General features: G+C 78.1%; 8 protein-coding genes. 2 read left to right on the top strand and 6 right to left on the bottom strand.

Annotation, left to right across the window (positions count from 1 at the left end; translation table 11 throughout):
* Positions 1–197 precede the first annotated feature (197 nt).
* A complete protein-coding gene (locus R3E88_16480) occupies positions 198–2,363 on the top strand; it encodes a hypothetical protein (protein ID MEZ4218084.1) in 2,166 nt (721 codons plus the stop codon).
* On the opposite strand, the gene R3E88_16475 is transcribed toward R3E88_16480, so the two are convergent.
* The 4 genes from R3E88_16475 to R3E88_16460 are packed head-to-tail and all read right to left on the bottom strand — an operon-like array spanning position 2,261 to position 9,274.
* Complete coding sequence (locus R3E88_16475) at positions 2,261–4,021, bottom strand: hypothetical protein (GenBank protein MEZ4218083.1); 1,761 nt, start codon at positions 4,019–4,021, stop codon at positions 2,261–2,263. The two genes, R3E88_16480 and R3E88_16475, sit on opposite strands and share 103 nt — an antisense overlap.
* Positions 4,018–5,958 (bottom strand): tetratricopeptide repeat protein, encoded by a 1,941-nt coding sequence (locus R3E88_16470; protein MEZ4218082.1) that lies wholly within the window; start codon positions 5,956–5,958, stop codon positions 4,018–4,020. The genes R3E88_16475 and R3E88_16470 overlap by 4 nt, the downstream gene beginning before the upstream one ends.
* A complete protein-coding gene (locus R3E88_16465) occupies positions 5,955–7,616 on the bottom strand; it encodes a glycosyltransferase family 39 protein (protein MEZ4218081.1) in 1,662 nt (553 codons plus the stop codon). The genes R3E88_16470 and R3E88_16465 overlap by 4 nt, the downstream gene beginning before the upstream one ends.
* Positions 7,613–9,274: a hypothetical protein gene (locus R3E88_16460; protein ID MEZ4218080.1), complete on the bottom strand. Its 1,662-nt coding sequence runs from the start codon at positions 9,272–9,274 to the stop codon at positions 7,613–7,615. The genes R3E88_16465 and R3E88_16460 overlap by 4 nt, the downstream gene beginning before the upstream one ends.
* A 92-nt stretch (positions 9,275–9,366) precedes the next feature.
* Between R3E88_16460 and R3E88_16455 the strand changes: the two genes are divergently transcribed.
* Positions 9,367–11,022, top strand: coding sequence for a hypothetical protein (locus R3E88_16455; protein MEZ4218079.1), 1,656 nt, complete (start codon positions 9,367–9,369; stop codon positions 11,020–11,022).
* Here R3E88_16455 and R3E88_16450 read toward each other — a convergent pair.
* A complete protein-coding gene (locus R3E88_16450) occupies positions 10,905–14,252 on the bottom strand; it encodes a sulfatase (GenBank protein ID MEZ4218078.1) in 3,348 nt (1,115 codons plus the stop codon). The two genes, R3E88_16455 and R3E88_16450, sit on opposite strands and share 118 nt — an antisense overlap.
* The gene (locus tag R3E88_16445; protein ID MEZ4218077.1) at positions 14,245–15,318 is read right to left on the bottom strand and encodes a lysylphosphatidylglycerol synthase transmembrane domain-containing protein; all 1,074 of its coding nucleotides are present in this window, start codon (positions 15,316–15,318) and stop codon (positions 14,245–14,247) included. Before R3E88_16445 ends, R3E88_16450 begins: the two co-directional genes overlap by 8 nt.
* Positions 15,319–15,329: the final 11 nt, after the last annotated feature.

The raw sequence follows: 15,329 nt of genomic DNA, 5'->3' as shown, positions 1-15,329 counted from the left end.
CGAACGCGCGTCGGCGGCGCGTCGCGCGGCGGCCGGGCGGGGCCCCGCGCGATGCGCGGCGCCGCGTGCGGTCCCGCAACGCCGCGCACATCCGCGATGCCGCAGCGCGGCGCCCGTCCGTATACTCGCGCCGCGTCGCACGGAGCGGCGTCGCGGCGGTGCGCGCTGCCCGCTTCCCGCCACGCCGGCTCCACGCGATGCACGTCTCCGCGCCCGCCGATCGCCGCTCGCTGCTCCGCCGCGCCGCGCCGCTGCTCGCGGTCGCGCTCGCGTGCGTGCACGTGGGCCTCGCGGCGACGAGCGCGGCGCGTTCGTCGGCGACCTTCGACGAGGGGTTCCACATCGTCGCCGGCGCGGTCAAGGTGCGAACGGGCGACGCGCGACTCCACTCCGGCAACGGCTGGCTCGCCGAGGTGCTGTTCGGCCTGCCGATCGCGCTCGCCCCCGATCGCTTCCGCGTGCCGAACCCCGATGCGATCGTCGAGCACCAGCGCGTGCGCGACTTCCACGAGCTCACGGTCTTCCTGGCGCACGTCCTCTTCTACGAGGTCGGCAACGACCCGGCCGAGCTGCTGGGCCGCGCGCGCCTTCCGGCCTTCGCGCTCGGCGCGGCACTCTGCCTGCTCGTGTTCGCGTGGTCGCAGCGCTGCTTCGGCGCGCTCGGCGGCCTCGTGTCGTGCGCGCTCTGCGCGCTGTCGCCCAACGTGCTCGCGCACGCGCGCCTCGCGACGTCGGACCTCGTCTTCACGCTCGCTCTGCTCGGGGCCGTCGGCGCGGCGTGGCGCTCGCTCCTGCGGCCGACGCCGGCGCGCATCGCGCTCGCGGGCGGAGCGCTCGGCGCGCTCGCGCTCACGAAGCTGTCCGCGCTCGGCGCGCTCCCGATGCTCGCCCTGCTCGTCGTCGCCCGCGCCGCCGCGCCCGCTCCGCTCGCGATCGGCAGAGCGACGCTCGCGCGGCCGCTCGCGCGCGCCGCCGCGCTCGCGGGCGTCGTCGCGATCGAGGGCGCGATCGCGGTCGCCGTGATCTGGGGCGCCTACGGGATGCGCTTCGACGCCGTTCCGGAGGGTCGCGCGGGGCGCGCGACGATGGACCACCAGTGGGCGTGGACGCGCGAGCGCGACGGCAGCGTGCTGCGCGCGATCGACGCGGCGCGCGCGGCGCGACTCCTCCCCGAGGCGTACCTGTTCTCGGCCGCGTTCGTCTGGCGCCAGGCCGAGGAGCGCCGGAGCTTCTTCGCCGGCGAGGTGCACACGGGCGGCGACCCGCTCTTCTTCCCGACGGCGATCGCGACCAAGACACCGCTCTCGCTCTTCGCGCTGCTCGCGCTCTCGGCGGGCGGCGCAGTCGCGTCCGCGCTGCGCGCGCGCCGGCGCGCGCTCACGACGAACGCGGCGCGCACGGCGGCGGACGCGAGCGCGCCGCCGGGCGACGCGCACCGCGCCGGCGCCGGCGCGCTCACCGGCCTGCTCCCGCTCGGCGTCGTCGCCGTCGTGCACGGCGCGCTCGTCGTCACGAGCGACATCAACCTCGGGCTTCGCCACGCGCTGCCGCTCTACCCCGTCGCGTTCGTGCTCGCGGGCGGCGCCGCGCGCATCGCGCGCGGCGCCGCGGGCGCAGCAGCCGTCGCACTCGGCGTCGTCGCCTTCGCGTCCGCGTCGCTCGGCGCCTGGCCCCACTACCTCGCCTACTTCAACGCGCTGCTCCCGCCCGAGCGCGCCTACCGCGTGTTCGTCGACAGCTCGCTCGACTGGGGCCAGGAGCTCGACGCACTCGGCGACGCGCTGCGCGATGCGGCGAACCCGCCCGGCGCGCCGCGCGAGCCCGTCTACCTCTCGTACTTCGGCACCGCCGACCCGCTCTTCCACGCGAGCCTCGCGGGCCTCGGCGTGCGCCGGCTGCCGGGCTTCTTCGACTGGCCGAGCCGGCGCGCGCAGTGGGACCGCGTCGACGTCGCGACGACGCTCGAGCCCGGCCTCTACGCGATCAGCGCGACCATGCTGCAGCAGGCGTGGTCGACGCCGTCGCGCGCGGGCACGCCCGACGAGGAGCGCGAGCACGCCGCGCTCGCCGCGCGCTTCGCGCCGCTCTTCGAGGCGGCGGGCTCGCACGAGGCCGAGCTCGCCGCGCTCCGCCTCGCGCTCGCGGTCGACCCGGGCGCGCGCGCGGCGTGGCAACGCTATGCGGAGCTCCGCCTCGCGCGCCTGTGCCGCGTGCTCCGCGAGCGCGAGCCGGACGCGGAGGTCGGCCACGCCATCCTGCTCTACCGCGTGTCCGAGGCCGAGCTCGCGCGCGTGCGCGGCGGCGAGACGGGCGCGCCCGCGACACCGCCGCCCGCCTCGCCTGCGACGGGCGCGACCTCGTAGAGCACGGCCAGGGCGTTCGGCGCCGCGATCCGCGCGCGCTCGCGCGCCCGCGACGCGAGCACGCGCTCGAGTGCCGCACGCTCCGCGCCCGCATTCCAGGCCGGGTGGTCGAGCGCGACGAGCCAGACGCGCGCGCCGGGCGCGAGCGCAGCGGCCCGCGCCTCGAGCGCGGCGAGCTCGTCGGCGTCGCGCGCGCCCGCACTGCGCGCTGCGACGGGCAGCGCGAGCCGCCGCGCGTAGTACTCGAACACGAGCTCGCTCCCGCGCTGCACCCACGCCGCGTCGCCCCGCTCGGCGCGCTCCCCGATCGCGCGCGCGACCGGCGCGAGCTCCTGCACGACGGGGGGGTGCGCGACGTTGCGGAAGAGCTGGACGACGGAGGCCGCGCAGACGGCGACGAGCCCGAGCGCGACGGCGATCTCGGAGAGCGCGTCCGCGGCGGACACTGCGCGCGCGGCGCGCGACGCGTCCGCGGCATCCGGGGGCGCGGACCGACGCGCGAGCGCGCCACCCGCGCGCAGCGCGCCGACGCCACTCGCGACGAGCAGCAGCGCGGGAGGCACGGCGAACAGCCAGAGCCGCCCGGCGAAGGGCCCCGTCGCGGCGCCGAGGGCGAGGGGCGGCCAGGTGCGCAGCGGATAGAGCCCGCCGATCGACGCGGCGAGCGCGACGAGCCCGGGCCCGACGAGGACGAGCGCGGCGCGCGGGCGGGCGCGCGCGAGGCGCGCCGCGCCGAGCGCGGCGAACGCGAGCGCGACGGCCGCGGGCGGCAGGCCGACCGGATCCGCGAAGAAGCCGAGCGCGGTGCGCGCGTACCACGCGACGTCGTCCGCCGACGAGACGGGGAACGGCGGGTACGCGCCCGCCCAGAACGAGACGAGATAGGGGTCGCGCCGCGCCGCGCCGAGCTGGACGGCCCAGAGCGCGGCGAAGCTCGCAGCCCACGCGAGCCCGACGCCCGCGAGCCTCGGGAGCGCGCGCGGCGCGCGCGCGCGGAGCGATCCGATCGCGAGGCCGATCGCGAGCGCGCCGAGCGCGAACACGGCGGGGAGCGAGAGCCACGGCGCGACCGCGCCCGCGACCGCGAGCCGCGCGACCGGGAGCGGCGCGCCGCGCGCCCGCGCGCGCAGCGCGTCGAGCGAGAGCGCGAGCAGCGCGATGCCGACCAGCACGTCGAGCGCATACGGCTTGAGCTCGCTCGCGTAGAAGACGAGCGGCTCGCAGGTGGCGAACAGGAAGAGCGCGATGCGCGCGTCGCGCGGCGCGAGCGCGCGGCGCGCGAGCGCCGCGAAGGCGGGGATCGCCGCGAGCGACGCGGCGAGCGGCAGCGCGCGCAGCACGAGCTCGCCGGGGCCGAGCGCGACGAGCAGCGCGCGCTCGAGCCACAGGAACCCGGGCGGCGCCGCCTGTCCGTAGTCGAGCGGCGCGGCGAGCGCGAGCGCACCGCGCTTCCAGAGGTTGAGCGCGAGCGCCGCTTCGTCGGCCCACAGCGAGCGCGCGTCGACATAACGAGCGACGCGTGCGACCGCACCGAGCGCGACGCCCGTGAGGAGGAGCGCGTCGATCGCACGCGCGAGCGGAGTCCGCGGCGCTCGCGCGGGCGGAGCCGGCGCGGCGGCCCCGCGCCCGAGCGCCGGCGGGCGCGGCCCGTCCGTCACCGCGCGTCCCCCGCCGCGCCGCGGTCGGGCGCGCGCGCGGCGCCCGGCGCGGGCGGCACGCCGTCGGCACCCGCTTCGCGGTCGCTCCCGACGTCCGTCGCCGCCGCGTCGTCGCCCGCGCGCAGCGCGGCGAGGAGCCGCTCGACCTCGGGGCTCCCGGGTGCGATCGCGGCCGCGCGCTCGGCGAGCGCGAGCGCGCCCGCGCGGTCGCCCTCCTGCAGCCGCACGACCGCGAGGCCGCGCAGCGCGAGCACGTGGTCCGGGTCGGCGGCGAGCGCCGCCTCGAAGCTCCGGGCCGCCCCGTCGCGGTCGACGAGCGCGAGACGCATGAAGCCGAGATGCGCAAGGATTCCGGGCGTTTCCACACCCTCCCCTCCAGCGGATCCGACATCCGAGAGGAGCCGCTCGAGGTCGTCGCGCCGGTCGCGCAGGACGGTCAGGCGGCGGCGCGCGGGCGCGAAGTCGGGCGCGATGCGCAGCTCGCGCTCGAGCGCGTCGATCGCGAGGTCGACGTCGCCCTGGTCGACCAGCCGCTTCGAGATGCGGAACAGCAGCAGGTGGTGATAGGGGCGCAGCTGCGCGGCGCGCTCGTAGTGATGGATCGCGAGCTCCTCCTCCCGAAGCCGCGCATAGCCGAGCCCGAGGATCGAGTGCGCGATGTGGTTCGACGGATCGACGGCGACGTTGCGCGCGAAGAGCGTGACGGTGTCGTTCCAGTACGGGATCTGCGCGCGCGTCACCGCGCTGCACGCGACGAGCGCGACGCCCGCGAGCGCGGCGGCCGCGGCGCGGCCGCGCGGCGTGCCGCCGAGCCGTTCGGCCGCCTCCCACGTGGCCGCGAGGAAGAGGCCGACGATCGGGACGTAGGTGTAGCGGTCGGCGACGAACTGGTTGCCGACCTGCACGAAGCCGATCACGGGAACGAGCGTGCCGAGGAACCAGAGCCAGCCGACGATGCGATGCGGGGCCGAGCGCGCGGAGCGCGCGAGCACGGCCGTCGCGCCGACGAGCCCGAGGCCGACCGCCGCGCCGAACGCGACCGACACCGCGCGCCCCGGATGCAGGTGGCTCGGCACGAGGTCGACGGGCCAGAGCGTCTGCCCGAGATAGGTGGCGTAGGCGAGCGGCACGCTCGCGAGCCGCTTGTCGAGCGGGAAGAGCTCGAGCGGAACGACCGCCTGCCGCTGCACGATCATCGTCACGGCGCTGCTCGCCGCTGCGAGCGCGAGGAGCGGGAGCTTCTCGACGACGACGCGCAGCGCGCCGCTCGCGCGCAGCCGCTCGAGCGGCGCGCGCGCGCGGTCGGCGAGCGCGGCGGCGTCGACGCGCCCGAGCGGCCACGCGTCGAGCAGGACGAGCAGCGCGGGCAGCGTCACCAGCATGGGCTTCGCCGCGAGCGAGCACGCGAACAGCGCGGCGACGAGCGCGAGCCGCGCCGCGCCCGGCCGGCGCGCGTAGGCGACGTGCGCGTTCGCCGCCGCGAGCCCGAACGCCGCGGACAGCACGTCCTTGCGCTCGGACAGCCACGCCACCGACTCGACGTGCAGCGGGTGCAGCGCGAAGAGCGCCGCCACGACCGCCGCGCGCGCGACGCGGCCCGTCGCGCGCGCGAGCAGCGCGAACAGGAGCAGCGTGTTCACGACGTGGAGCGCGACGCTCGTCGCGTGGTGGCCGGCGAGGTCGTCGCCCCAGAGCTCGTGGTCGAGCATGTGCGACGCCCACGTGAGCGGGAACCAGTTCGCGGCGAACGTGCTCGTCGCCGCCCAGCGCAGCCCCTCCCACGTGAGCCCCGCCTGCACGTGCGGGTTGCGCGTCACGTAGTCCGGGTCGTCGTACTCGACGGTGCCGAGGCGCAGCGCGGGCGCGTAGACCGCGGCCGTCGCGACGGCGAGCGCCAGGGCCGCGAGCGCGGCGCGCGCGCGCGGGCTCGCCGTCACCACGCGAGCACGTCCACGACCTCGAGCGGCCCCGTCGCGTACGCGAACGGGAGCGGCCCGAGGAACGAGCCGTGCAGCCCCGCGCCGCTCTCGCCGTCCATGACCGCGACGGGGAGCCGTCGTTCGACGACGTGCACCTCGCGCGCGCGCGGCGCCGGGAGCTCGAACGGAACACTCGCGATGCGGTGCATGCGCGGCACGGCGACGACGTCGCCCGGGCGCACGTCCGCATGCGCGAGGTCGACGTGCGCGAAGCCCGCCCGCTCCATGTAGCGCTGGAAGCCCCAGTGCCCGACGAAGCGCACGCGCGCGCCGGGCGGCGCCTCGCGCGCGATGCGCGTCGCCTCGGCCGGGCCGAACGCCGCGAGGTCGGCGTCGGCGAGCGCGACGACGAGGCCGAGCGCGAATGCGGCGGCGAGGGCGCCGCGCGCGAGCCGCGCGCGTCCCTCCGCGAGCCGCGCCGCGAAGATCGCCGCGGGCGGCGCGACGAGCAGCACGCTGCGCGCGTTCACCGTCCAGTTGCCCACCGCGACGAACGCGAAGCCGACCGCGAGCCACACGAGCAGCGCGCGCTCGAGCGGTGTGCGCGCCGCGCGCGCACGCGCCGCGACGAGCAGCGCGAACGTCGCGCCCGAGGCGGCGAGCACGACGAGCAGCGCGTCGTTCACGGCCGAGAACGGGAACGCGAACAGCGCGTGGCGGATCGCGAGCGCGGCGACGCCCGCGCCCGCGCCGACGAGCGCGAGCCCGCGCTCGTCGGGGCGCGCGAGCGCGGCCACCTGCGCGGCGACCGGGAAGCCGAGCAGCCCGCCGCAGAATGCGAGCGCGGCCGGCCCGTGCGCGGCCAGCCACACGAGCGCGTCGCCGCGCTCGGTCGATCGATAGGCGAGTGCCGCGAGCGGGTGGCCGCCGCTCGCCGCCCACCACGCGGCGAACGCGAGCGCGGGCGCGGACGCGGCGATCGCGAGCCGCCGAGCGGCGTCGCGCGGCGCGCGCGCCTCGCGCACCGCGGCGAGCGCGAGCGGGAGCGACGCCGCCGGCAGCAGCACGAGCGCCGCGTACTTCGACAGCACGGCGGCCGTCGCCGCCGCCGCCGCGGCCGCCCACGCGCCGCGCGCGGGTCGCCCCTCGCGCTCGGCCGCGCGCGCGCGCTCGAGCGCGAGCAGCGCGGCGAGCAGCGCGGCGACGAGCGGCACGTCGATCATCGCCGACGTCGCCGGCACCCAGAACGAAGGGCTCGCGACGAGCAGCGCCGATGCGAGCAGCGGCGCGCGCGTCGCGCGCGAAGCGAGCGCATAGGTCGCCTGCCCGGCCGCGAGCGCGAACGCGAGGAACCCCGCGTGGAGCCAGCGCTCGCTCCACGCGCCGCGCGCGTCGACGCCGATCGCGATACCGAGCTCGTGCCACAGCGCCTGCGCGTAGAACACGAGCGGCGGGTTCTTCATCTCGTGCGCGACGAGGTCCGGCACGCCCGTCCAGTTGTACGCGAAGTCGAACGGGTGGAGCGGGTCGCGCGCGATCTGCTCGGCGATCGCGAGGAAGAACGCGTCGTCGACGTGGAAGGGCTTGTCGAGGAACGGAGCCAGGAGCGCGATCTGCAGCGCGGCGAGCCACGCGCGCTCGCGGCGCGCGCGCGCGGCGGACGCGGGCGGGCTCACGGAGTGGCGGAGCTCTCGGCGAGGGCGAGATCCGCCGCGATGCGCGCGTCGGCCGGCGAGAGGGCGCTCGCGCGGCGCAGCGCGTCGAGCGCCGCGGCGCGCTGTCCGCGCTCGAGCAGCCGCACTCCCGCGCGGTGCCACGCGTCGACGCGCGACGCATCGAGCGTCACGGTCTCGCGATAGGCGGCGAGCGCGCGCTCGACGTCGCCCTTCTCGTCGAGCACCTGCGCGAGCAGGAGCCACGCGTCGGCCGTCGGGTAGAGGCGGATGCTCGCGAGCAGCGCGGCCACCGCGCCGTCCCGGTCGTCCTTCGCGATGCGGTCGACGGCCTCGAACAGGCCGTAGTGCGGGTCGTCGCGCCCGAGCGCGACGAGCCGCGCGCGGCCGCGCTCGAAGCCCGCCTGGTCGCCGCCGCGGATCGCGTTCGCGACCGAGGCCTGCGTCCACGCGCCGAAGAGCGCGACCGCCGCCATCGCCCCGCCGAAGGCCCACGCCGCGCCGCGCAGCGGGCGCGGCCACGCCGGATCGGCGGGCTCGCCCTCGCCCGCCTTCGCGTCCGCGATCAGGATGCGGCCGACGCCCGTGTCGCGCAGCTTCCAGATCGCTCCGTCGAGCGCGAAGTGCTGCAGGTTCACGGCCGCCGCGATCATCAGGAAGAGGCCCATCCCGTACGGGTGCGTGCCGAGCGCCTGCGGCGCGAACACGAGCGCCGGGAGCGTCCAGATCGCGCTTCCCGCCGCGAGCGTCGCGAGCAGGTACTTCACGCGTCCGGCCGCGGCGCCCGGCCCCTTGCCGACGGCGTAGGCGGTCGTCACCCACAGGTACTGCACGGAGTGCCCGAGGATCGCCCACACGAACAGGAACGCGACGCTCTGTGCGTCGATGCGCGTGCCGGTCGCGAAGGCCCAGGTGTGCGGCAGCGAGAACCACAGCGCCTGCGTGACGACGAGCGCGGCCACCGGGACGAGGTCGCGCGCGGGGGCGCGGCGCAGCAGCAGCACGGCCGCGAACGCGGTCGTCGCCGCGTACAGGCCGAGCAGGACGGCGAAGATCGTCGGGTGCCAGCCGGGCGGCAGGCCGAGCGGGAGGAACGAGTACCGGCTCCCCATGAAGTCGCCCACGCCGTAGCTCGAGAGCTGCACGGCGCGGTGCATGCTCGCGAACGCGAGCAGGAACGAGAGCGCGAACGACGCGTAGAGCGCGCGCTTCACGAGCGGCGGCAGCGGCACGCCGCGCCGCCGCAGGAACATGACGGCGACGCCGTAGTTCTGGCCCGTGTAGTGCCACGGGCTCCACGTGAAGTAGAGCGTGATCAGGAACGACCCGACCCACAGGTCGTGGAGCCCGACCACGAACGCGATCCACACGAGCGCGCTCCACCCGACGGTGAAGAAGCGGTACTTGCGGAAGTCGCTGCGGCTCCCGTAGACGCGCAGCAGCGTGGCGCCGTAGTGCGGGCCGGCGAGCAGCACGCTCACGACGAGCCCCGCGGCGGCGAGCGAGGGCGCGTCGAGCCCGAGCCACGGGACGAGCGAGATCCACAGCGCATAGCCGAGGCCGCAGCCGAGCAGGAGGTCGACCCACGGGCCGAAGAGCCAGCGGCGGTCGGACGCGGCGGGCGCGGGCGTCGATCCCGCGGACAGGGTGGGCGCGGCCATGGCGCGGAGCCTCGCGCCTCCGCTTTCGGGATGCAACGCAGCATCGCGCTACGCTCGGCCGCCCCTCCCCGAGACGCGCGGAACCGCCCTGGATGTCGGACCCGAAGACGGCGCACGCGCCGCGGCGAGCGAGCGCGGCCGCAACGCTCGTCGCCGCGTGTGCGGTGCTCGCCGGCGCACTCGTCGCGTGCGAGATCGCGGCCGGGCTGTTCCGCCCGTGGAACGACGCGCGTCTCGCGCCAGCTGCCGGTCTGCTGCACGGCTACGGGCTGTACGTCGGGCCGGGCGAGACGGGGCCGCTGTGGTCGTGGATCTACGGGCCCGTCGGACCCTTCGCCTATCTTCCTGCCGCCTGGCTGCCGACGCCCGCGACGGCGGTCGCCGCGGGCCTCGTGTGGACGGCCGCGCTCGTGCTCGGCAGCGGGCGCGCGCTGCTCGGCGCCGCGACCGCCGCGCGCGAAACGGCCTTCCGCGCCGCCTTCGTCGCCTTCGCGCTCGCGACCCTCGTCGAGCCCGCGCTCCGCGGCCCCGCCTACTGGATCCACGTCGACGCGCCCGCGATCGCGTTCGCCGCGCTCGCGGCGATCGCCGCCGTGCGCGCGCGGCGCGCCGACGGGCGGGCGAAGGCGGCGCGGCTCGCGGCGAGCGGAGCAGCCAGCGCGCTCGCGGTCGCGACGAAGCAGCCGATGCTCGCGCTCCCCGTCGCGATCGGAGGCTTCCTGCTCGTCGAGCAGCGCCGTCGCGCGCGCGCCGCGCGCGGCGCGCCGGACGCGCCGGACGCACCGGACGCGCTCGTGTACACGGCCGCGCTCGCCGCCGCGCTCGCCGCGATCGGCGCGCTCGCCGTCGCGCTCGAAGGCGCGCCGGCGCTGTGGCTCGGCGCCGTCGCGATCCCGCTCGCGCATCCGTGGCAGTGGGGCGGCGGCGCGGGCGCCGTGCTGCACGCCGGCGTCGAGTGGGCCGCGAAGGCCCTGCCCTTCGCCGTCGCCTATGCGATCGGCGCATTCGCGCTCCGCGCGCGCGGCGCAGAGCCGTGCGATGCGCGCCCGGCACGCGCACTGCTCCTCGCGATCGCGATCGCGCTCGCCGTCACCGGCGTCGCGACGCGCGTGAAGGTCGGCGCCGAGGACAACGCACACGGCCCCTCGCTCTTCTTCCTCGCGATCGCCGCAGCGGGCGCGCTGGCCGACGCGGCGTCCGGCGCGCGCACGCGCGGACGCGACGCCGCGCGCGGACGCGACGCCGCGCGCGCGACGCTCGCCGCGGCGCTCGCCGCGCTCGCGCTCGCGGGCGCTCCTGCGCTCGCCGGCGCGCCCGCCCTCCTGCGCGCGCTCCCGCGCAACCCCGAGGTCGCGGCCGCGGAGATCGCGCGCGACGCGCCCGGCCGCGTCTACTTCCCGTCGCATCCGCTCGTCGCGCTGCTCGTCGACGGCCGCCCGTCGCACGTCTCCTACGCGCTGTTCGACCGCGAGCTCGCGGGCGTGCCCGCACCGCCCGCGCTGCTCGCCGCCTTCCTGCCCGCACACCTCGAGCGCGTCGCGCTCTTCGGCGCGCGCGACGACGCGGCGCTGCGCCGGCTCGCGCCGCTCGCAGGCCCGATCGCCGACCCGCGCTACCCGGGCTGGAGCTTCTACGGCCGCGCGGCGTCCGGCGAGCCCGCGCCGTCCGAGCGCGCGTCGGACGCGCCGTCGCGCGAGCGCGCCTCCGGCGCGTCGTCGGCGCCGCTCCCGCCCGCGCCCTCTCCGTAGCCGAGCGCCTCGAGGTGGCGGCGCACGTCGGCGCCGAGCGCGGGCGCGCGCGCTGCCGCGGTCGGCGCCGCGCGCACGTAGGCGCCCGAGGCGAGCGCCGCCGGGTGGGAGAGCCGCGCGGCGAACGCCGCCGCGGGCGCCGCGCGCGCGTCCGGCGCACGGGCACCGGCGTCGTCGCGCGCGCCCGCACGCTCGACGCGCACGTCCTCGCCGAGCGCCGTGCCGTCGGCCGCGCGCAGCGCGACCGCAGCCGGCGCCGTCGCGCCCGGCGCGAGCAGCGAGAGCTCGCGCGTCGCGATGCGCACCGCGCTCCCGGGCGGCGCGACGTCGAAGCGGATCGTGCCCACGTGCTGCGCGACGAGCGCGTCGACCTCGAGCGCCGCGCCGCCGTCGACGAGCTCGAAGCGATCGAAGCGCACCTCGCGGCCCGCGATGTGGCCCGACGCGTAGTGGCGGGCACCGACGATCGCAGCACCCGGCCCCTGCGCCTCGATGCGCGCGCGCAGGCGCAGTCGCTCGCCGTCGTGCGCGACGAGCTTGATCTGGAAGCCGTCGTCGGCGTCGCTGCGGAAGCGCTCGAACGCGGCGCCGAGCGCGCCGTCCTCGCTCGGGTCGCGCGCGGCCGGCCGTCGCTCGCCCGGATCGTCCGCGAGGTCGAAGAACCAGCGCTCCGCGCCATCCGCGAGCTCGACGAGCTTGTGCGGCCCGCGCCGCGCGGCGCGCCACTCGAGCCCGTAGCGGATCGACTCCGCGAGCAGCACGCGCTCGCGCGGCTCCGCCTGCGCCGGCGCGGCCGCGAGCAGCGAGCGCCCCGCGCCGAACGCGTCGACCTCGCCGCCGAGCGCGTCGAGCACGGTGGCCGCCACGTCGACGAGCGACGCCGGCGCGCTCTCGCGCCGCGGCGCGAGCGACGCGTGCTGCACGACGAGCGGCACGTGGAGCTGCTCCTCGAAGAGCGTGCGTCCGTGGCCGAGGCGTCCGTGTTCGCCGAACTCCTCGCCGTGGTCGCCCGTGATCACGACGAGCGTGTCGTCGCGCACGCCGCGCGCGGCGAGCGCGTCGAGCAGCCGCGCGATCTGCGCGTCGACCCACGCGATCTCGCCGTCGTAGAGCGCGACGAGCGCCGCGCGATCCGCCGGCGCGAGCGCGCCGGCCGCGAGCACGAAGGGCGTCATCGCCGCGAAGCTTCCGTCCATCGGGCCGCGGTAGGCGGGGTCGACGAAGCGCCGCCCGTACGGCGCGGGCGCGCCGTAGTCCCAGTGCGGATCGAAGAGGTGGACGAAGCCGAAGAACGGCGCCGCCGCGGCGCCGTCCGGGCGCGCGCCGCCGCCTTCCGCACCGCGCGCGAGGTGCGCGTCGAGCCGCGCGAGGAAGCGGTCGACGACCGCATCGGCGCGCGGGTTCGTCGTGCCGCCCTCGATCAGCGCGTCGTCGAAGACGTCGAAGCCGCGCGCGAGCCCGAACGGGCTCGCGACGTAGAGATGGCTCACGACGGCGAGCGTCGCGAGCCCGCGCGCGCGGAGCGCCTCGGCGAGCGTCGGCACGTCGTCGCCGAGGCGCACGCCGTCGTCCTGCACGCGGTGCTGGTAGGGATAGCGGCCGGTGAGCAGCGACGCGTGCGCGGGCAGCGTCCACGACGACGTGCTCATCGCGTGCTCGAAGACGACGCCGCGCGCGCCGAGCGCGTCGATCGCGGGCGACGTCGGCCGCGCGTAGCCGTAGAGACCGAGGTGGTCGGCGCGCAGCGTGTCGACCGAGACGACGAGGACGTGGCGCGGCGGCGGCGCGCCCGTGCGCCGCGCCACCGGTGCGCTCGCGCGGGCACCGCCATCCGGGGGCGCCGGCGGCGCCTCCGCGCGCGCCGCGGCGACGCGCGCGATCGCGCGCGGCGCGAACAGGTTGAGCCCGCGCTCCTCGAGCAGCGCGAGCTGGTGCTCGATGCGCGGGTAGGCGTCGCGCCAGGGGTAGAGCTCGAAGCGCGCGCGCTCGTTGCACGCGGCGACGTCGCGCGCCTCGACATAGCAAGCCGCCCACGCGCGCTTCGACGCCGCGAGCCACTCGAGCGAGGCGCGGTCGCGATGTGCGGCGACGACCTCGCCCGCGACGATCGCGAGCCCGAACGCGGCGAGCGCGAGCGCGCGCGGCGCGCCGCGCAGGTAGCCGCGCGCCGCGAAGTACGCGCCGAGCGCGCCGGGGAGCATCAGCGTCGCGTAGCGGGGTGCGAAGGCGTAGGCGATGTCGGCGGCCTCGCCGGAGCGGCCGACCGCGTTCGCCGCGACGAACAGCGCGCCGAAGCCCGAGAGCACGAGCACGACCGCGTGCACGTCGTCGCCGTCGCCGCCGAGCGTCCGCGCGAATGCGACGGCGAGCGGCGCCCCGAGGAGCACGGGCCACGCGAGCCCGACGAGGTGCGCGAGCGCGGGGCTCCCGACGGCGAAGAAGCTCGTCCAGAGCGCGGTCGCGTACGCGAGCACGCCGCCCGGGCCGAGGCTCGACGACGCCGGGCCGAGCGCCGGGCCCGCGTCCCAGCCCGCGAAGAACGACAGCCCGATCGCGACGGAGGCCGCGAACGCGGCGGCCGCCGCGCGCGGCCCGATGCGCCCGAGCCAGGCCTCGCGCGCGACGAGCAGCGGCGCGAGCGCCCCCGCGAAGAGCGCGAAGCCCGTGTACACGCAGGCGAGGTCGAGCGCGAGCACGGCCGCGACGCGCGCGCGCGCGTCGCGCAGCGTCGTCGCGAGCGCGAGCGCGACGACGAGCAGCACGGGCACCGCGCCGAGCGCGACGTCGGTCGTGCCGACGAACGTCGTGTACTGCCGGGTCGTCAGGACGGCGACGGGCAGCGCGAGCGACGCCGCGTCGAGGCGACCGGCGAGGCGCGCGTCGAGCCACAGCGCGAGCGCGGCGGCCAGCGCGAGCACGGCGACGATGGCGAAGCCGTCCGCGCGCGTGCTCCACCCGCTCGCGCGCGCGACCGCCTCGATCACGGGCCAGCCGAGCCCCATGCGGTGCGGGCTGCCCGGGAACTGGAAGCGCAGCTCGTCGAGGGCGGGCCACGGGCGGCCTTCGAGCGCGTCGAAGAGCGGCCGCAGGAAGTCGAGCTGGTCCATCAGCACGAGGTCGACGCCGTAGCGGTCGACGAGCGCGCCCGCGCGCCACGCGCACGCCGCGACGAGCGCGAGCGCGGCGGCGGCGAAGACGCGCCGCGCGAGCGGCCCGCGCGCCTCACCCACGCGGCGGCTCCGCGTCCGATGCGGCCGCATCGGGCGGTGCGGCCGCATCGCCGTGCGCGCGGGGCCCGACGGCGCGCCGCAGCGCGAGCATGGCGAGCAGGCCGGCGACGATGGCGGGCAGCGTGACGCCCGCGCGCAGGAGCGCGGCGCCCGCCGCGCCGCGGCTCGCATCGACGCCGTACCACGCGAACGCCCAGACGGCGGCCGTCTCCCACGAGCCGACGCCGAGCGGCAGCAGCGACGCGAGGCCGGCGAGCCAGGCGAGCGTGAAGATCGCCCAGGCGCCGAGGAAGCCCGTGTCGAGCCCGAGCGCCTCGAGCACGAGCCACGGCCGCAGCGCCTCGGTCGCGAACACGACGCAGGTCGCGCCGAACGCGCGCGCGAGCACGGCCGGCGCGAGCAGCACGCGCGCGACGGGCGCGGGCGGCAGGAGCCGTCGCGCCGCCGCGGGGAGGCGCGCGCCGAGCGCGTCGATCGCGCCGCGCGCGCGCACGAGCGCCACGCCCGCGAGCGCGAGCGCCGACGCTCCCGCGCCGATCGCGAGCGCGGCGTGCGCGGGAGCGAGCCCGTCGATCGCGAGCGCGACGCCGAGCAGCGCCGCCATCGCGACGACGTCGAGCGCGCGCTCGTAGACGACGAGCGCCGCGGCCGTCCCCGGCGCGACGCCATAGGGCCGCAGCGCCGCGACGCGCAGCAGGTCGCCGCTGCCGCCCGGCGTGAGCGAGCTCATCGAGAACCCGAAGACGGTGACGGCGGCGACGCGACCGAACGGGATCCCGCCGTGTCCCACGCGGCGCAGCAGCGCGTGCGCGCGCGCGCTGCGCGCGCCGAGCGGCAGCACGACGAGCAGCGCCGCGAGCGCGAGCGGGCCCGGGCGCGCGGACGCGAGCGCCGCGAGCACGGCGCTCCACTCGATGCGGCGCAGCGTGAGCGCGAGCGCGACGAGCACGACGAGCGCGAGCGCGACGCGGATCGCCGCCCGGCGCGGGCCGCGCGGCACGGCGGGCGCGGCGCCGCCGGAGGCCGTGCGCGCATCGCGGTTCGCGGCGTCGCCTCGCGCGCTCACGCCCCGCCCCG

The sequence above is a fragment of the Myxococcota bacterium genome, from assembly GCA_041389495.1.
In the GTDB taxonomy this organism is placed as follows: Bacteria; Myxococcota_A; UBA9160; order UBA9160; family UBA4427; genus JAWKRT01.
Note: the sequence above shows the minus strand (reverse complement) of the source record. Positions and strands in the feature narration are given on the sequence as shown.

Coding starts and splice junctions, on each gene's coding strand:
- R3E88_16480 (MEZ4218084.1), top strand. CDS start 198: ATGCACGTCTCCGCGCCCGCCGATCGCCGCTCGCTGCTCCGCCGCGCC.
- R3E88_16460 (MEZ4218080.1), bottom strand. CDS start 9,274: ATGGCCGCGCCCACCCTGTCCGCGGGATCGACGCCCGCGCCCGCCGCG.
- R3E88_16455 (MEZ4218079.1), top strand. CDS start 9,367: ATGTCGGACCCGAAGACGGCGCACGCGCCGCGGCGAGCGAGCGCGGCC.